We start from the raw sequence: 16,835 nt of genomic DNA, 5'->3' as shown, positions 1-16,835 counted from the left end.
CCGGCGGGCGCCACCGTCGCGGAACGGCAACCGGGGCGGCACCGGGACCGGGGGACTCCCCCTGTCCGGTACCGCCCTTGGATGCGGCCGCCGCGGGCCCCGCCCGCGGCGGCTCCGCGCGGGGCGCGGCCCCCGGACACCCATCCTGCTACGCGAGCGGCGGTATCCGCGGGACACGCCCGGAGGGCGCGGCCTACGGCGCGGTCGGGACCTCGATCTCGCCGTCGATGATCTGCTGCTTGATCGCGTCCAGCTCCTCCTGGATGGGGCTGATCGCCTCCTCGTTGGAGGTCGTGTAGTCCACACCGCCGTCGGCCAGCTCGAAGCGCTGGATGCCGCCCTCGGGGGTGCCCTCCACCGTGCTGTTGATGAGCTCGAACACGGCGACGTCCACCTGCTTGATCGCGGAGGTGAGCACGTACGGCTTCTGGTTGTCCTCGGCGTTCTCGTACTGGTCGCTGTCCACGCCGATGAAGGTGAAGTCGTTCTCCACCGCGGACTCCAGGACGCCGTTGCCGGAGGCGCCGGCGGCGTGGTAGATCACGTCCGCGCCGCGGTCGTACTGGGCCTGGGCCAGCTCGCGCCCCTTGGCCGGGTCGCTGAAGCCGCTGAAGTCCGGCGGCTGGCTGAGGTAGTCGACCTCGACGGTGATGTCCTCGGTGACGTGCTCGGCGCCCGCGACGTAGCCGGCCTCGAACTTGTGGATCAGCGGGGTCTCGACGCCGCCCACGAAGCCGACGTGGTCCTCCTCGGAGGTCAGAGCGGCGGCGGCGCCGGCCAGGAAGGAGGCCTGCTCCTCGGCGAAGACCAGGCTGGTGACGTTGTCGACGTCCTCGATCTCGGAGTCCACGATGGCGAAGTGCACGTCCGGGTACTCGGGCGCGACGGCTCGGACGGCCCCGTCGTAGGCGAACCCGACGGCGATGACCAGGTCGTAGCCCTCGTCGGCCATGGTCGCCAGGCGCTCCTCCTTGGCGGAGTCGGCCTCTCCGTCGGAGGGCTCGAAGTCCTGGGTCTCGACGCCGAGCTCCTCGGCGGCCTGCTCGAGGCCGCGGTAGGCGGAGTCGTTGAACGAGCGGTCGCCGCGGCCGCCGACGTCGTAGGCCAGGCCGACGCGCACGTCGGCCGAGTCCCCCTCGCCGCCGTCGCCGGAACCGTCGGCCTCCTCCGCTGCACTGTCGCACGCGGTGAGGGCCAGCACACCCGCCGCCGCCACCGCGGCGAACTTGACTGCGTTGCTGCGCTTCACTGGTAACTCTCCCCTTCGCCCTCTCAGCGGCCCACATTCCGTACGACCGAACTGAGTTCTGCGGTCGGACAATATCCGGTGGCCGAAAGTACACCTAACCAACAGGCGGAGTTGTTATGAAGGCGAGAGCGTAGTGAAACGGGGTCTTACCCGGAAGTTACCGAACACTCGCCGGAAGCGGTCGGCCGGGTTTGTGTTCCGGGTTTTGACCTCCCGTTCCCCGGACCCCGCGGGCATTACTACGCATTGCTCCACGGTGTTCACCCGTTGTCACACCAGCACGTGGGGGCGGGCCGGTCTAGACCGGTATGCGCCGCCTCAGGCGAGGAGGAAGTCCACCACCGCCTGCCGGAAGGCGCGGGAGGACACGGCGTTGCCGTGGTCGCGCCCGGGAACCTCCACGTGCACGCCGCCGCAGCGCCCGGCGAGCCCGGCGGCGCCCTCGGCGACGGCGTCCCGCTCCCCCGAGACGAGCAGGAGCGGAACGCCGTTCAGCAGCGGGTCGGAGCTGAAGGGGCGGGAGGCCTGACCGCGCGCGCACGCCGCGAGCGCCGCGGTGTCGTTGCCGGGGAGGGCCGCGACCGCGCGGTAGACGCGGTCGAACGGGGAGTCGCCGGAACCGGGTTCGGACAGGTCGGTCCCGGCGAAGGCGTTAACGGGTCCGAAACCGCCCAGGGCCACACGCCTCACCCGTTCCCGCATGGTCAGCGCCAGTTCCCACCCCAGGCGGGAACCCATCGAGTAGCCCACCACGTCGACCCTCTCCACGCCCAACTCGTCGAGCAGGGAAACGAGATCCGCGACAAAGTGTTCGGGCAGGTAGAAAGCCTCCTCCACGGGTTTGTCGCTGGAACCGTGGCCGCGCAGATCCGGACCGATCACCCGTAGCCCTGCGGACTCCAGCGCCCGGGTCCACCCGGTGGCACGCCAATTCATGTCGAAATCGGTGCCGAAACCGTGCAGCAGAAGAACCGGCACCGCATCCGCCGGGGCACGCGGAGGCAAATCCACATAGCGCATTGTCACGTCGCCGGTGAGTTTTGCGGACATGAATCCCACTCCATTAAATTCTGAAGAACTTGCCGGGCCGCCCGAGGCCCTGTCGGATATTCCTATGAACGGCTCCCCCTGGGGGGCGCCGCCGTTCGTGCGGACCTCCCAACGGCACCGGCGGTCCGGCCGGCACGGCGGCGGCGGGTCAGGCCGTCGGGGGCTTCAGGCGCACCCGGCGGGCGGGCCGGGCCTCCTCCGGGGGGACCCGGCCGACGATGCCCGCCCGGGGCGCCTCGTCGGCCGCCTCCACCGCGAAGGTCACCAGGGGGTCGCCCACCGGGACCACCTGGTCCTCCGCCGCGTGCAGTTCGGCGATCCGGCCCGCCTGGGGCGAGGGGATGACGACGGCCGACTTGGTCGTCTCCACCTCCACGAGGGGGGCGTTGCGCGCCACGACGTCGCCGACGGCGACCTGCCACTCCAGGACCGTCGCCTCGACGAGCCCCTCTCCCAGGTCGGGGAGGGTGAAGGTGATGCTCTCTTCTGCCATGGTCTGTCTAGTACTCCAGGGTCCGTTGGACCGCGAGCAGGATGCGGTCGATGGTCGGCAGGTACTGGCCCTCCAGGGGCCCGGCCGGGTAGGGCACGTCGAACCCGGTGACGCGCTGGACGGGCCCGGACAGGTCGCGGAAGCAGTTCTCGGTGACGAGCGCGGCGACCTCCGCCCCGAGCCCTGCGGTCAGCGGCGCCTCGTGCACGACCACGGCGCGCCCGGTGCGCGACACCGAGGCGGCGAGCCCCGCGGTGTCGACGGGCTTGAGCCAGCGCAGGTCCAGGACCTCCAGGTCCACCCCGTCCTCGGCGGCCAGTTCGGCCACCTGGAGGCACTTGTGCACCATGGCGCCCCAGGCGACGAGGGTGGCGTGGCTGCCCTCGCGCACCACACGGCTGGTGCCGATGGGGTCGCTGGGCTCGCGCAACCGGACGGGCCTGCGGTCCCAGTAGCGGGCCTTGGGCTCCATGAAGACGACGGGGTCGTCGGAGCGCACCGACTGGAGGAGCAGGGTGTAGGCCTCGGCCGGGTCGGAGGGCGCGACGACCTTGAGCCCGGGGGTGTGCGCGAAGAGCGCCTCCAGGCTCTCCCCGTGGTGCTCGGGCGCCTGGATGCCGCCGAAGGAGGGCAGCCGGAGCGTGATCGGCATCGGCGCCGATCCCCGCGTCCGGTAGTTCATGCGCGCCACCTGGTTCACGATCTGGTCGATCGCCGGATAGGCGAAGCCGTCGAACTGGAGCTCGGGCACGGGCCTCCAGCCGTTCATCGCCAGTCCCACCGCCATCCCCATGATCGCGGACTCGGCCAGGGGGGTGTCGAAGACACGCTTGTCGCCGAACTCCCGCTGGAGCCCGTCGGTGACGCGGAAGACCCCGCCGAGGGCTCCGACGTCCTCGCCGAAGACCAGGACGTCCGGGTCCTCGGCGAGCAGGGTGCGCAGGGCGCGGTTGACGGCCTGCTGCATGGACAGCTCGACGGGCGGGGCCCCGGCGGCGTCGGGGCCGGCCCCGGCCCGTTCGATCAGCTCGGTCACAGCTCGACCTCTTCCTGCCAGGTGCGGTGCTGACGGGTCAGCTCCTCGGTGGTCTCCCGGAAGACGTGGGTGAAGAGCTCGGAGCCGTGGGGCTCCGGGGCCCCGGCCACGCCGTCGCGGATCTCCTCCGCGCGCCCGGCGGCCTCGGCGTCGGCCTCGGCCAGGTCGGCCTCGTCGGCGTGCCCGGCCGCGAGGACGGCCGCGCGCAGCAGGGCGACGGGGTCGCGGTGCACCCGCCAGTGCTCCGCCTCGGTGTCCTCCCGGTAGCGGCCGGGGTCGTCGGAGGTCGAGTGAGGCTCCACCCGGTAGGTGAGCGCCTCGATGAGCGTCGGCCCCCCGCCGGAGCGGGCGCGGGCGACCGCCTCGGCGGTGGCCTCGTACACGGCCCCCGCGTCGTTGCCGTCGACGACGGCCCCGGGCATGCCGTAGCCCTCGGCCCGCGCGGCGACGGATCCGCCGGCGACCTGGCGCTCGTTGGGCACCGACAGCGCCCACCGGTTGTTCTGGCAGAAGAACACGACCGGCGCCCCGAAGACCCCGGCGAAGTTCATCGCCTCGTGGACGTCGCCCTCGGAGCTGGCGCCGTCGCCGAAGTAGGAGAGGGCCACCCCGTCGCCGCCGCGCAGCCGCTCCCCCACGGCCCAGCCGACGGCGTGGGGGACGGGCCCGCCGACCACGGCGTTGACCGCGCCGAACCGGGAGGCCATGACGTCGTAGAGGCCGCCGTGCCACAGGGCGCGGTGGCTCGCCATGTAGCCGACCATGTCCACGCCGTAGGCCAGCGCGGAGGCCATCTCGCGGTAGGTCGGGAAGACGAAGTCGCGCTCGGGGTCGAGCGCCGTGGCGCTCGCGACCTGGGCGGCCTCCTGTCCCCGCACGGACACGTAGGCGGGGAACACGCCCTGGCGCTGGAGGGCGACGGCCTCGGCGTCGAGGTCGCGCGCCGTCCGCATGGCCTGGTACAGGGCGCGGGTGAGGTCCGGCCGGAGGTGGTCCACGCTGATGTGTTCGGGTGCGGCCGATGCGTGGGCGGGCGGGACCGGGCGCACGGGGCCTCCGTCGAGGGGGGTGTCCCCGTGCTTCCCCCGGAGCGGTCCCCGGGGCGATGGTGAGCGGCGGGCGGGCATGTCGAGCGGCTCCCAACGTGGCCCGCCGCACGTGGTGGCGCGTCCGGACCGGGTGGTGTCTGTCCTCTACGGCGATTCTCCGGACAACTCGACACTTGCGCTAGATATTCAGGAATAGTTGAAACAAAAGAGAACGAATACCACCATCACGTTCTTGAATGTCTAACATAGGACCTGGTTCACCTGCGAAAACGACACGGTGACCTATACAGCGCTTACTGTCACCAACCCTCACGAACACCTGGGCATCACCCGAAAACCCCTCGGTTCCGTCGGAGGTAGGGCCTATCATCACGGAACCATCGCGGTTGACTACCAGGGGTGCGTGTTCGACGCCGAGCGCGTACGTTCGGATCAGCCCGACCACCGAGCCAGGGAACGCCCCCCACGACACGACACATGAGGCCGGAAACGGCCGCCGAGCAAGAAGTTCCGTCACCGCCCGGACACGCCGGCGCGGTTACCCGCCGGTCGGGGAAACCCGCCGCCCGCCGTCCGCGTCAACCATGGGTACAGTCGGACTCCCCGCCGACACGCGCCCCGCACTCCGGATCTCCCGAAACGGTTCCCCCGCCCCCGCCCTCCCGGTACGCCACCTCCCGGTGACCGGCCGGACACCCATCCGGACCCCATCTCGCCGACTGAGACTCCGATGGACGCAAACAACGTTTACCTGGTAGTTCGTTAGCCCCGGTCCACGAAGAGGGAAGGGGCTCCATCCTGAGAACAAGAGCACACGAGGAGACCCACATGGCCATGGGCGACCAGCGCAGGAACGGCCGGCGGCCGGACACGACCGACCAGACGATCCTGAGCGCCCTCGCCAAGGACGCGCGAACAGGCATCACCGAGATCGCCGCCCTGGCCAACGTCTCCCGAGCCACGGCCTACAACCGCATCAAGCGGCTCACCGACGAGGGCGTCATCCGCGGGTACTCCGTGGTGACCGACCACTCCAAGATGGGGCTCGGCGTCACCGCGCTCGTCCTCATCTCGGGCAGCCAGCCGGACTGGCGGGCCAACCGGGAGATCCTGTCCTCGTACCCCGAGATCGAGTACTGCTGGTACGTGGTCGGCTCGGCGGACATCGTCCTCCTCGTCCGCGTGGCCAACACCAACCAGCTGCGCGACCTCATCCTGACCCGTCTGCAGTCGCTTCCCGGTGTGACGTCCACCCAGACGCTCACCGTCATCGACGAGGTCGTGCACCGGCCGGTCGTGGAACCCTCGGACGGCGAGTGAGGCCCCTCATCCCCTGACCGCCCCGGCGACCGAGGCCATCAGCTCGGCGAGCATGTCCGAGCCACGCGCGCGGATGGCCGCGACGTCGTCCCCCACCTCCAGCACCACCTCGGCGTACGCCTTCAGCTTGGGCTCGGTCCCCGAGGGACGCAACGTCACGCGCCCCCACGCCCCGCCCTCCAGCCGGAAGCGCAGTGCGTCCGTCGGCGGCAGTCCCGCGTGTCCGCCGGCGAAGTCGTCGACCCCCGCGACCTCGAGGGGGCCGAACGCGGTGGGCGGTTCGGCGCGCAGCCGCCGCATCGCCGCGGAGATGACCGACAGGTCGTCCACCCGCACCGAGAGCTGGTCGCTCAGGTGCAGTCCGTACCGGCGGGCCTGGTCGTCGAGCAGGTCGACCAGGGACCTGCCGCCCCTCTTCGCGTCGTCCGCGAGCGCCGCCGCCACCAGGGCCGCTCCCACCCCGTCCTTGTCGGCGACCGGGCGGCCCCCGTCCCCTCCCACGCAGTAGCCGAGGGCCTCCTCGAAGGCGAAGACCCGCCGCTGCCCGGGACCCCCCGCGCGGGCCAGCCACTTGAAGCCCGTCAGCGTCTCCTCGTAGTGCACGCCGCGGTCGGCGGCGATCTTGCCCAGCAGGCTGGACGAGACGATCGAGGTGGCCACCACGCGGTCCGGCCCGGAGGTGTGGTCCAGCACGTACTCGGCGAGCAGCCCCCCGACCTCGTTGCCGGTGAGCAGGCCGTGCCCGGGGACGGCGAGCGCGAGCCGGTCGGCGTCCGGGTCGTTGGCGATGACCAGGTCGGCGCCGTCGGCGGCGCCGGCCGCCGTCGCCAGGTCCATCGCACCGGGTTCCTCGGGGTTGGGGAACTCCACGGTCGGGAAGTCGGGGTCCGGGTCGAACTGCTCCCGGACCACGGACGGGCGGGCGAACCCGGCCCGCTCCATCGCGGCGAGGAGCACCCTGCCGCCCACCCCGTGCATGGCGGTGTAGGTGGTGGCCAGCGCGCGCTCGCGCCGGGGGACGAGCGCGGTGACCGCCGCCAGGTAGCGGTCCACGGCCTCCTCCCCCAGCACCGTCCACCCCTCCCCCAGGGGGAGGACGCCGACCGGTCCCGCGGCGTCGATGGCGGCGGAGATCTCGGTGTCCACCGGGGAGACGATCTGGGCCCCCGCGTCGTCCCCCGTCCCGCCGGCGTACACCTTGTAGCCGTTGTCCTGCGGCGGGTTGTGGCTCGCGGTCACCATGATCCCGGCGTCCGCCCCCAGGTCCCGGACGGCGAACGCCAGCACGGGGGTGGGCAGCGGCCCGGGCATCAGGGACACCCGGTGCCCGGCCCCGGTGAGCACGGCGGCGCTGTCGCGGGCGAAGTCCGCCGACCGGTGCCGGGCGTCGTAGCCGACGACCACGTGGGCCCCGGCGCCGCCCCTGCCCCGCAGCCAGGCGGCGATGCCGGCCGCGGCCCGCATCACCACCACGCGGTTCATCCTGTTGGGGCCCGCTCCCAGGGCTCCGCGCAGGCCGGCGGTCCCGAACTCCAGGCGTGCGCCGAAGCGGTCGGCGAGACCGGCCAGGGCGGCGGCCTCGCCCCTGCCGGCGCGCTCCAGCAGCCCCCGCAGCTCCTCGCGGGTGGCGGGGTCGGGGTCCTGGGCGAGCCACTCCCGGGCGAGGGCGGCGGTGTCGGCGGTCATCGGTCCCGTTCCCTCAGAGCCCGGCGACGATGTCGGCGAGCAGGCGGCCGACGGTTCCCGCGGACTCCCGGCCCGTGGCGAGCACGTCCTCGTGGTCGAGGTTGGCGCCCTCCAGCCCGGCGGCGATGTTGGTGACGAGCGACAGGCCGAGGACCTGGGCGCCCGCCTCGCGGGCGGCGATCGCCTCCAGGACGGTGGACATGCCGACCAGGTCGGCTCCCATGGCGCGGAGCATGCGGATCTCGGCGGGGGTCTCGAAGTGCGGGCCGGGCATGGCCGCGTAGACGCCCTCGGGCAGGTCCGGGTCCACCCTGCGGGCCAGCTCGCGCAGGGCCGGGGTGTAGGTCTCGGTGAGGTCCACGAAGGTGGCGCCGGTGAGCGGCGACCTCGCGGTCATGTTGAGGTGGTCGGCGATCAGCACCGGGGAGCCCACCGCGTAGGCGGGGTTGATGCCGCCCGCGGCGTTGGTCAGGACGACGGTCCGGGCCCCGGCGGCCACGGCCGTGCGCACGCCGTGCACGACCGCGTCCGTGCCGTGGCCCTCGTACAGGTGGGTGCGGCCCAGGAAGGCGAGCACGCTGCGGCCGCCGTCGCGGATGCTGCGGATCGTGCCGCTGTGCCCCTCCACCGCGGGGGGCCGGAAGCCCGGCAGGTCGGAGGCGGCCAGCTCGTGCCCCGAGTCGCCGAGCAGGTCGGCGGCGGGCGCCCACCCCGATCCCATGACCAGGGCGACGTCGTACTCGTCGACGCCGGTGCGCGAGCGCAGCTCCGCGGCGGCGTCCTCTGCGGCGGCCTGGGGTGTGCGAGTCACTGGGTGCTCTCCGTTCGTTCGTGCCGCGCCGGCGGCGCGGGGTGTCGCCCCGGTGCGCGGGGGGCGGGACATGACCGGTCGGGGGCGGCCCGGCCCGTCCGCCGGCGCCACCGCTCCTCCGCGCGCGGACCGGCGCCCGCTCCGGGGCGCCGGTCCCCCTTCTCTACACCCCGACGGGGTGCCACACCGTCTTGGTCTCCAGGAAGGGGGTCATGCGCGAGGTGCCCGGGTCGGGGTCGAGCCAGGCGTCCTCTCCCCCGCCGGGCGCGGGCCGGGGCCGCAGCACCCGGGTGAGGGTGGTCGCCGCAGCCCGCTCGAACTCGACCGCCAGCTCCCCGGAGCCGGCGAGGTCCAGGGCGTTGACGTCGGCGTGGGAGGCCAGGTGCGGTCCGATCTCGCCCACCCTGCCGGTCAGCAGGTTGACCACCCCGCCGGGGAGGTCGGAGGTGGCGAGCACCTCGGCCAGGTCGACGGCGGCCAGGGGCGCGGTCTCGGACGCGACCACCACCGCCGTGTTGCCGGTGGCGACGACCGGCGCGATCACGGAGGTCAGGCCGAGCAGCGGCGCGTCCTGGGGCGCGAACACGGCCACCACGCCGGTCGGCTCGGGGGCCGAGTGGTTGTAGAAGGGGCCCGCCACGGGGTTGGCGCCGCCGAGCACCTGGGCGAACTTGTCGGTCCAGCCCGCGTAGTACACCCACCGGTCGACGGCGGCGGAGACCACCCGGTCGGCGTCCGCGCGGGACAGCCCCTGCGCGGCCGCCGCCTGGGCGGCGAACTGCTCCCGCCGGCCCTCCAGGACCTCCGCGACCCGGTACAGGACCTGGCCCCGGTTGTAGGCGGTGCGCGACGACCAGCCCCCGAAGGCCTTGCGGGCCGCGGTGACGGCGTCGCGCGCGTCCTTGCGCGACGCGAGGGAGGCGTTGGCCAGGTGTTCGCCGCTCGAGGAGGTCACGGGGTAGCTCCTGCCCGACTCCGAGCGGGGGAAGGCCCCGCCCACGTAGAGCTTGTAGGTCTTGCGGACCGCGAGGCGCGCGGGCACGCCGGACGCGGGGGCCGCGCTCCCTCCCCGGCCCTCGGCGGCCTCGGCCGCGCCCCTGCCGGCCTTCCCGGTACTCCGCCGCTCAGCCAAGGTAGGCCTCCAATCCGTGCCGTCCGCCCTCGCGGCCGTATCCCGACTCCTTGTAGCCGCCGAAGGGGCTGGTGGGGTCGAACTTGTTGAACGTGTTGGACCAGACCACGCCCGCGCGCAGGCGCTCGGCGGTCCACAGCATGCGGGAGCCCTTCTCGGTCCACACGCCCGCGGAGAGGCCGTAGGGGGTGTTGTTGGCCTTCTCCACCGCCTCCTCGGGGGTGCGGAAGGTCAGGACGGACAGGACGGGCCCGAAGATCTCCTCGCGGGCGACCCGGTGGGCCTGGCTGACGCCGGTCAGGACCGTGGGGGCGAACCAGTAGCCGTTCTCCGGCAGGTCGCAGGCGGGCGACCAGCGCTCGGCGCCCTCGGCCTCCCCGGTGTCGGTGATCTCGCGGATCCGCTCCAGCTGGGCGGCGGAGTTGATCGCCCCGATGTCGGTGTTCTTGTCCAGGGGGTCGCCCAGGCGCAGCTTGGAGATCCGCGCCTTGAGCAGCGGGAGGAACTCCTCGGCGACCGACTCCTGGACCAGCAGCCGGGATCCCGCGCAGCACACGTGGCCCTGGTTGAAGAAGATGCCCGAGACGACGCCCTCGACGGCCTGGTCGATCGCCGCGTCGTCGTAGACGATGTTGGCGCCCTTGCCGCCCAGTTCGAGGGTGAGGCGCTTGCCGGTGCCCGCGACGGAGCGGGCGATCCGGCGCCCCACCCCGGTGGAGCCGGTGAAGGCCACCTTGTCGGCGCCGGGGTGCTCGACCAGGGCCTGCCCGGTCTCGCCCGCACCGGTCAGGATGTTGACCACGCCCGGGGGCAGCTCGGCCTCCTGGCAGATCTGGGCGAAGACCATCGCGGTGAGCGGGGTGGTCTCGGCCGGCTTGAGGACCACGGTGTTGCCGGTGGCCAGGGCGGGTGCCACCTTCCACGCGAGCATGAGCAGCGGGAAGTTCCACGGGATGACCTGCGCGGCGACGCCGAGCGGCTTCGGGTCCGGGCCGAGGCCCGCGTGCGCGAGCTTGTCGGCCCACCCTGCGTAGTAGAAGAAGTGCGCGGCGACCAGCGGCACGTCGACGTCGCGGGTCTCCTTGATGGGCTTGCCGTTGTCCAGCGACTCCAGCACGGCCAGTTCGCGCGAGCGCTCCTGGACGATGCGGGCGATGCGGAACAGGTACTTGCCGCGTTCGGCACCGCTCATCCGGCCCCACACGGTCTCCTGGGCGCGGCGGGCGGCGGCGACGGCGCGGTCGACGTCGGCGGGCCCGGCGACGGCGACCCGCGCGAGCGGGGTCTCGTCGGCGGGGTTGAGGGTGGTGAGGTACTCCCCGCCCTCGGCGGGGGAGAACCCTCCGTCGACGAACAGGTCGTAGGTCTCGCGCAGGGCGACGACGGAGCGGGACTCCGGTGCGGGCGCGTACTCGAAGATCACGGCTCTAGTCCAGCGTGTAGTAGTCGGGGCCCGGGTAGGTGCCGGTGGTCAGCCTGGTGCGCTGCATGAGCAGGTCGTTGAGGAGGCTGGAGGCGCCGATCCGGAACAGGTCGGGGGTCAGCCAGTCGGGGCCGGCGACCTCGTTGACCATGACCAGGTTGCGGACGGCGTCCTTGGTGGTGCGGATGCCCCCGGCGGGTTTGACGCCCACGCGCCGCCCGGTGTCGGCGTGGTGGTCGCGGACGGCCTCCAGCATCACCAGGGTGACCGGCGGCGTCGCGGCCGGGGACACCTTGCCGGTGGAGGTCTTGACGAAGTCGGCCCCGGCCCGGATCGCCAGGTGCGAGGCGCGCCGGACGTTGTCGTAGGTGACGAGCTCGCCGGTCTCCAGGATGACCTTGAGGTGCGCGGCGCCGCAGGCCTCCTTGACGGCGGCGATCTCCTCGAAGACCTTGAGGTAGTCGCCGGACAGGAACGCCCCCCGGTCGATGACCATGTCGATCTCGCTCGCGCCGTCGGCGACGGCGCGGCGGGTGTCGGCGAGCTTGACCTCCATCGGGGCCCGGCCGGACGGGAAGGCGGTGGCCACCGAGGCCACCCCGATCCCGGTGCCGCCCAGCGCCGCGACGGCGGTGGCGACCATGTCCGGATAGACGCACACGGCGCCGACGCGCGGCACGGTGCGGTCCGAGGGGTCGGGGTTGGCGGCCTTGGCGCACAGGGCCCGGACCTTGCCGACGGTGTCGGCCCCCTCCAGGGTGGTCAGGTCGACCATGCTGATGGCCAGGTCGACGGCCCTGGCCTTGGCGGTGGTCTTGATCGACCGGGTCGCCAGGTCCTGGGCCCGGGACCGCGCGCCGACCTCGTCCACGCCCGGAAGTCCGTGCAGGAACGCCCTGAGGGCGCGGTTGGTCGTCGCCTCGGGCGCGAATGCGGTGTGGGGCACGGGCACCTACTGCTCGATCGGGTTGCTGGCCGGTCCGCCCGCCGAGGTCGGCGGAAGCGGTTCGGGGAAGCGTGCGCGAAGGCCCGTTCCCCGGGCGTCCGGCCGGGGTCGCCCCCGGGGCCGGGCACTCAGGCAGTCACCATAACCCCGGGCGGAGCGGCCGTCAGTATCCGCCCTGAGGGCATTGCCGAAGGTTGGAGAAGCCTCCAACCAGGACCGGTGAGCCGAGTGGTGGTTTCCTCCAACCCGGGTGGGAAAATCCCTGAAAACGGACACTCGGGCCGGGACCTCACCGGCATCGGGGGCCCACGCGGTCTAGACCGGGGTACTCCTCCACGCCGCCCGGACGGGGTGCGAGACTGGCGCGGACCGGACCCCCGCCGGGCTCCGGAAGGGGCCCGGCCGAGTCGACAGGAGCGAGCGGTGGCACCAGCGAACACGACGGGGCGGACCGGTCCGCGCACGGGCGCGGACGCCGCCGGCCGCACGGGGGACGGGGACGGCGCCGCAGGCCGGCCGGGCACGGCCGGCGCCCGGCGGTCCGGCCCCCCGGGGCTGCGCCTGGTGCGCCTGGACCGGGGAACCTCCGAGTCCGCCCTGCTCAGGGCGGCCGTGCTGGAGCACCGTCCGCTGCCCGGACGGCGCGGGTACGTGAGGGCGCCCGCGGCCACGCTCCCCCTCGCCGACGCCGACCCGGCACGCACCCCCTTCGCGGTCGTGGCGGGGCCCGGACCGGTGCGGGACGCGGCCGGGGCGCGTGCCTCGTGCGCGGGTTTCGGCGTCCTGGACCGGGCGGTGCACGCGCGCGACCTGGTGCCGGATCCCGCGCACGCGGTTCTGCTGCGCGCCTTCCACGTCGCCCCGGACTGGGAGGGGAAGGGGGTGGGACGGGCCTCGTGCTCGGCCCCGCTGCTGGACCGGCTCGCGGCGGAGGTCGCGCCGGACGCCTCCGAGCTGGTGCTGTGCGTCGACGAGGCCAACCGGCGGGCGGCGCGGGTGTACGGGGCCGCCGGGTTCTCCTTCACGGGCCGGCGCCTCTTCACCGAGCCGGACGGCATACAGCTGGTGATGGTCCGGCCGCTCGCCGCCGGGGGCGGGTCCTGACACGCGGCCGCCGGGGTCGGCGTACGCTTGCCCCATGGCGGAGTTCCGGATCAGCAGCGACGACGACCGCGTCGACCTGCGCAGGATGGCGGCTGCCCTCGTCGAGTCCCAGAGGTGGGCGCGCGACGACGTGAGCATCTGGGACAACCGGCGCGGCGAGGTGATCGTGACGGTCGACGACGCGCTGCTGCGCAAGCCCGAGGCCGACCCGATGCACCGCCCCCGGCACACGCCCCGGGACGTCCACGACGCCTGCGAGACCCTGCGCAGGGAGGACCCGTCGCTGCGCCGCGTGGACTTCCGGTTCCTGCGCGAGGAGACGGCGCGCTTCTTCTCCGCCGGGTGGACCGTCTCCGACGTGCTGCACGCCCTGGGCCACCGCCCCGACGGGGCGCCCTGGCCCCTCGGTCCGGAGCGGCAGGGCACCGACTGGCTCCGCGAGCGCATGAGGGCGTGGCGCACCCCCGACGGGGACATCCGCCCCTCGCAGTCGCAGGAGGGCGCCCAGCTCCGGGTGATCAGCCGCGCGGGGCTGCCGGTGGACATCGGCCTGCCCGAGGACGCCGAGGTGTCCCAGCGGCCCGTGGCGAGCCGGTCGGCGGCGCGCTCCGCGGCCGACGACGCCCGGCGGCTCATCCGGCAGAACTCCCGCACCAGCAGCGACTCCCTCGCCCACCGGGACCGCACCTCCGCGAACATCACCCGCCGGGACGGCCTCCGCTAGTCCGTCTTCGCTCGTCGACGAGGGAGACGGCCCCGTTCGCCGCCTCGCCGAGGAGGAGTTCGGCCGGCCCCCTGCCGACGAGCAGCCTCCAGAGGGTGGCGAACAGGAGGGCCCCGAGGACGAACCACTCCAGCAGCCACGGGGAGGCCCACGCGGATCCGGCGGCCCCGATGACCACCGCCAGGACGAGGATGTGCCCGCTGTAGACGGTGAGCGGCATCCGGCCGACCGAGGTCAGCGGGTACATGGCGATCCGGAACCGGTCGCACAGGAACAGGCAGGCCACGAGCACGAGGAGGCCCTGGCCGACCGCCTCGGCGATCTCGAAGGTGGTGCCGGTGTGCGGCGTGTTGACCGCCAGCCACCACCAGGTGTCGGTCGGGACCTGCCCCGAGATCGACTCGGCGTGGTCGGTGACCGCGTACCGCACCTGCTCCGCCACCGCCGGATCGGCGGCGGCCTCCGGTGTCAGGCCGGTGAGCTCCGGGCCGCTGGCCGCGACGAGCCGGTCCAGCCCGCCCAGGGGGCCGAGTGCCAGCCACGACCCCCCGTAGGCGAACACGGACAGCGCCGCGCCCGTGACCGCCAGGCGCACCCTGACGGCGGTGGCGGTGAGGTCGAGCCGTCCGACGGCCATGCCCGCGACCACGAAGACCATGAAGGTGACCGCCGGGTAGTAGCCGGTCAGGAAGAACTCCGTGAGCGTCGGCACCGAGCCGCTCCGCAGCTGCGGGGGGAAGAAGGCCTCGCGCAGCGCGAACGACAGGAACGGTCCGACGGCGGCCAGGGCGCCCGCCACCGCCCACAGCGCGCCCGGGCGCAGCTTCACCAGCGGCAGCGCCAGCAGGAAGAACCCGGCGTAGTAGGTGAGGATGATCGCGATCGGCACCGCCATGACGTCCAGGACCGCGCCGAGGAGCCCGATGAGGACGGCCCGGGTGAGGATGCGCGCGATGGCCCGGCGCAGCGGTTCCCCGGCGGCGGGGACGGTGCGTCCGGTCATGAACGCCAGGGAGACCCCGGCGAGGAGGGCGAAGAGCGCCGAGGAGTTGCCCCGCACGATGCCGTGCAGGTCCCACGCGTAGTTCTCGGGCGACAGGAAACCCATCGAGGCCACCCCGAGGTGGACGACGAACATCCCGAAGACGGCGAGGGCGCGGGCCGCGTCGATGCCGTCGATCCGCGCCTTCGGCGAGGGCGGTCCGGCGGGGGCCGTGGAGGTGTCGTCAGACTGGTTCTGTGCCACGCCCGTCAGGCTATGCCCGTTCTGTCCCCCGCAACAATGCGCGGCGCCGCCACCGCGTGGCCACAGACGGCCACGCGCGGAACGCCGTTCCGCCGGACCGGGGAGCGGTCACGGCGACGACCGCGGAGGGGACGCGGCGAGGAGGATGTCGAGCAGGCCGGGGAAGCGCCCGTCGATGTCAGCGCAGCGCAGGGCGAGGTAGAGCCTGCGACCGTCGGGCCGCTGGCGGATGACCCCGCTCTCCCGGAGCACACGCAGGTGGTGGGTCATGCTCGACTTCGGGATCTCGGGGACGACCTCGCCGCAGAACCGCTCCTCGCCGTCGGCGAGTGTGCGGGCGACCTCCATCCGGACGGGGTGGCCCAGGGCGGCGAGCACGTCGACGAGCTCGATGTCGGCGGTGTCGGGGTGGTGGAGTCCTGCCATGCGACCACTGTACGGGAATAGCGTACGAACAGCGGCCCGAGGGCCTTGACAGCCGACGCACATCCGTACGAGGATTCCGTACAGTTCGTTTGTACGGTTTTTTCGTACAAAAGGACGGCCGCAGCCCCCGGACAGAGGACCCCCACATGACCACGGTCGACCCCCTGAGCGACACCGCGCTCGCACACTCGCTCGACGGCGGCTTCTCCAGCCGCCACGCCGACGTCGACGGCGTCCGGCTGCACTACGTCTCCGGCGGGGACGGGGACGGGGATCCCCTGATCCTGCTGGGCGGGTGGCCGCAGACCTGGTGGCAGTGGAACAAGGTGATGCCCGCGCTGGCGCGCCGCCGCCGGGTGATCGCCGTGGACCTGCGCGGCATGGGATCCTCCTCCAAGCCCGAGGGGGGCTACGACAAGAGGACCATGGCGCGCGACGTCCACGCCCTCGCCGAACACCTCGGGCTGACCCGCGTCAGCATCGCGGGACACGACATCGGCGCGATGGTCGCCTACGCCCACGCCGCCCTCTTCCCGGAGTCGACCGGCCGGATCTGCCTCCTGGACGTCCCCCACCCGGACGGGGACTGGTCCTCCTTCACCCTCCTGCCCGGACCGCACCAGTACGTCGACCCCGACCGGACGGGCGTGTCCGGCTCCTACCTGTGGTGGTTCGCCCTCAACCAGGTGCAGGGCCTGCCGGAGGCGTTGCTGGAGGGCCGCTACCGCCTGCTCTCCGACTGGCTCTTCGACCGCTCGGCCAAGGACCCCGCCTCGATCGACGAACGCTCCCGGCAGGTCTACGGCCGCGCCTACTCCACGGCGGACGCCATCCGCTCCGGCAACGCGTGGTACCGCGCCTTCAACACCGACATCGAGCACGAGAGGGACTACGGGAAGGTGGAGGCGCCGCTCCTCGCCCTGGGCGGCGACGAGAGCAACTACGCCTACCTGAGGGACCTGATGCCCTCCAAGGGCGCCGACGTCCGGGTGGTCGAGATCGCCGACTGCGGGCACTACCTGCCCGAGGAGCAGCCGGAGGCCGTGGTCGACGCGCTGGAGTCCTTCCTGCGCTGACCCCGCCCCGGCGCGAGGGGCCGGGCTCCGCCACGGCGGTCTCTGCTACACATCTGACGCTGCC

Annotated in this window: 16 protein-coding genes; 4 read left to right on the top strand and 12 right to left on the bottom strand. The window is 73.2% G+C overall.

The features are described 5' to 3' along the window. Positions 1 to 193: 193 nt before the first annotated feature. The 5 genes from ACWGL3_RS04930 to ACWGL3_RS04910 all read right to left on the bottom strand — a co-directional run bounded on the left by ACWGL3_RS04930 (position 194) and on the right by ACWGL3_RS04910 (position 4,826). Positions 194 to 1,249 carry a BMP family lipoprotein gene (locus tag ACWGL3_RS04930; protein WP_267948802.1) on the bottom strand — a complete coding sequence of 352 codons (1,056 nt, stop codon included), beginning with the start codon at positions 1,247 to 1,249 and terminating at the stop codon, positions 194 to 196. A gap of 318 nt (positions 1,250 to 1,567) precedes the next feature. Next, the gene (locus ACWGL3_RS04925; RefSeq protein WP_267948801.1) at positions 1,568 to 2,299 is read right to left on the bottom strand and encodes an alpha/beta fold hydrolase; all 732 of its coding nucleotides are present in this window, start codon (positions 2,297 to 2,299) and stop codon (positions 1,568 to 1,570) included. A 148-nt stretch (positions 2,300 to 2,447) separates the two neighbouring features. Next, positions 2,448 to 2,792 (bottom strand): biotin/lipoyl-containing protein, encoded by a 345-nt coding sequence (locus ACWGL3_RS04920; RefSeq protein WP_267948800.1) that lies wholly within the window; start codon positions 2,790 to 2,792, stop codon positions 2,448 to 2,450. A gap of 7 nt (positions 2,793 to 2,799) precedes the next feature. Beyond that, positions 2,800 to 3,828, bottom strand: a complete 1,029-nt coding sequence (locus ACWGL3_RS04915; RefSeq protein ID WP_267948799.1) for an alpha-ketoacid dehydrogenase subunit beta — start codon at positions 3,826 to 3,828, stop codon at positions 2,800 to 2,802. Then, entirely contained in the window at positions 3,825 to 4,826 is a 1,002-nt protein-coding gene (locus ACWGL3_RS04910; RefSeq protein WP_267948798.1) for a thiamine pyrophosphate-dependent dehydrogenase E1 component subunit alpha, read from the bottom strand. Before ACWGL3_RS04910 ends, ACWGL3_RS04915 begins: the two co-directional genes overlap by 4 nt. Positions 4,827 to 5,705: 879 nt before the next feature. Between ACWGL3_RS04910 and ACWGL3_RS04905 the strand changes: the two genes are divergently transcribed. Continuing rightward, positions 5,706 to 6,197 (top strand): Lrp/AsnC family transcriptional regulator, encoded by a 492-nt coding sequence (locus ACWGL3_RS04905; RefSeq protein ID WP_267948797.1) that lies wholly within the window; start codon positions 5,706 to 5,708, stop codon positions 6,195 to 6,197. Between the two features lie 6 nt (positions 6,198 to 6,203). On the opposite strand, the gene ACWGL3_RS04900 is transcribed toward ACWGL3_RS04905, so the two are convergent. The 5 genes from ACWGL3_RS04900 to deoC all read right to left on the bottom strand — a co-directional run bounded on the left by ACWGL3_RS04900 (position 6,204) and on the right by deoC (position 12,201). Further along, positions 6,204 to 7,883, bottom strand: a complete 1,680-nt coding sequence (locus tag ACWGL3_RS04900) for a phospho-sugar mutase (RefSeq protein ID WP_452460908.1) — start codon at positions 7,881 to 7,883, stop codon at positions 6,204 to 6,206. Between the two features lie 13 nt (positions 7,884 to 7,896). Continuing rightward, entirely contained in the window at positions 7,897 to 8,694 is a 798-nt protein-coding gene (locus tag ACWGL3_RS04895; RefSeq protein WP_267948795.1) for a purine-nucleoside phosphorylase, read from the bottom strand. A 163-nt stretch (positions 8,695 to 8,857) separates the two neighbouring features. Then, on the bottom strand, positions 8,858 to 9,826 hold the full coding sequence (locus ACWGL3_RS04890; RefSeq protein WP_267948794.1) for an aldehyde dehydrogenase family protein: 969 nt from the start codon (positions 9,824 to 9,826) through the stop codon (positions 8,858 to 8,860). Beyond that, positions 9,819 to 11,249, bottom strand: coding sequence for an aldehyde dehydrogenase family protein (locus ACWGL3_RS04885; protein WP_267948793.1), 1,431 nt, complete (start codon positions 11,247 to 11,249; stop codon positions 9,819 to 9,821). Before ACWGL3_RS04885 ends, ACWGL3_RS04890 begins: the two co-directional genes overlap by 8 nt. A gap of 4 nt (positions 11,250 to 11,253) precedes the next feature. After that, positions 11,254 to 12,201: a deoxyribose-phosphate aldolase gene (deoC, locus tag ACWGL3_RS04880; RefSeq protein WP_267948792.1), complete on the bottom strand. Its 948-nt coding sequence runs from the start codon at positions 12,199 to 12,201 to the stop codon at positions 11,254 to 11,256. 549 nt (positions 12,202 to 12,750) lie between these two features. Between deoC and ACWGL3_RS04875 the strand changes: the two genes are divergently transcribed. After that, complete coding sequence (locus ACWGL3_RS04875; protein ID WP_412759557.1) at positions 12,751 to 13,299, top strand: GNAT family N-acetyltransferase; 549 nt, start codon at positions 12,751 to 12,753, stop codon at positions 13,297 to 13,299. Positions 13,300 to 13,333: 34 nt separating this feature from the next. Beyond that, complete coding sequence (locus ACWGL3_RS04870; protein WP_267948791.1) at positions 13,334 to 14,023, top strand: hypothetical protein; 690 nt, start codon at positions 13,334 to 13,336, stop codon at positions 14,021 to 14,023. Here ACWGL3_RS04870 and ACWGL3_RS04865 read toward each other — a convergent pair. Then, positions 13,998 to 15,269 (bottom strand): heparan-alpha-glucosaminide N-acetyltransferase domain-containing protein, encoded by a 1,272-nt coding sequence (locus ACWGL3_RS04865; RefSeq protein ID WP_267948790.1) that lies wholly within the window; start codon positions 15,267 to 15,269, stop codon positions 13,998 to 14,000. The two genes, ACWGL3_RS04870 and ACWGL3_RS04865, sit on opposite strands and share 26 nt — an antisense overlap. A 108-nt stretch (positions 15,270 to 15,377) precedes the next feature. Further along, on the bottom strand, positions 15,378 to 15,695 hold the full coding sequence (locus ACWGL3_RS04860) for an ArsR/SmtB family transcription factor (protein WP_267948789.1): 318 nt from the start codon (positions 15,693 to 15,695) through the stop codon (positions 15,378 to 15,380). 146 nt (positions 15,696 to 15,841) lie between these two features. On the opposite strand from ACWGL3_RS04860, the gene ACWGL3_RS04855 reads away from it, so the two are divergent. After that, the gene (locus ACWGL3_RS04855) at positions 15,842 to 16,771 is read left to right on the top strand and encodes an alpha/beta fold hydrolase (RefSeq protein ID WP_267948788.1); all 930 of its coding nucleotides are present in this window, start codon (positions 15,842 to 15,844) and stop codon (positions 16,769 to 16,771) included. The last annotated feature ends 64 nt before the right edge of the window (positions 16,772 to 16,835 follow it).

The organism is Nocardiopsis sp. NPDC055824, assembly GCF_053616335.1.
The sequence above is the reverse complement of the archived record's forward strand: the minus strand, read 5'-3'. Positions and strand labels throughout refer to the sequence as shown.

Bases quoted from the DNA above. Each gene is read 5' to 3' on its own strand.
- ACWGL3_RS04925 (WP_267948801.1), bottom strand. From the start codon at position 2,299: ATGTCCGCAAAACTCACCGGCGACGTGACAATGCGCTATGTGGATTTG.
- ACWGL3_RS04920 (WP_267948800.1), bottom strand. From the start codon at position 2,792: ATGGCAGAAGAGAGCATCACCTTCACCCTCCCCGACCTGGGAGAGGGG.
- ACWGL3_RS04905 (WP_267948797.1), top strand. From the start codon at position 5,706: ATGGCCATGGGCGACCAGCGCAGGAACGGCCGGCGGCCGGACACGACC.
- ACWGL3_RS04900 (WP_452460908.1), bottom strand. From the start codon at position 7,883: ATGACCGCCGACACCGCCGCCCTCGCCCGGGAGTGGCTCGCCCAGGAC.
- ACWGL3_RS04870 (WP_267948791.1), top strand. From the start codon at position 13,334: ATGGCGGAGTTCCGGATCAGCAGCGACGACGACCGCGTCGACCTGCGC.
- ACWGL3_RS04860 (WP_267948789.1), bottom strand. From the start codon at position 15,695: ATGGCAGGACTCCACCACCCCGACACCGCCGACATCGAGCTCGTCGAC.
- ACWGL3_RS04855 (WP_267948788.1), top strand. From the start codon at position 15,842: ATGACCACGGTCGACCCCCTGAGCGACACCGCGCTCGCACACTCGCTC.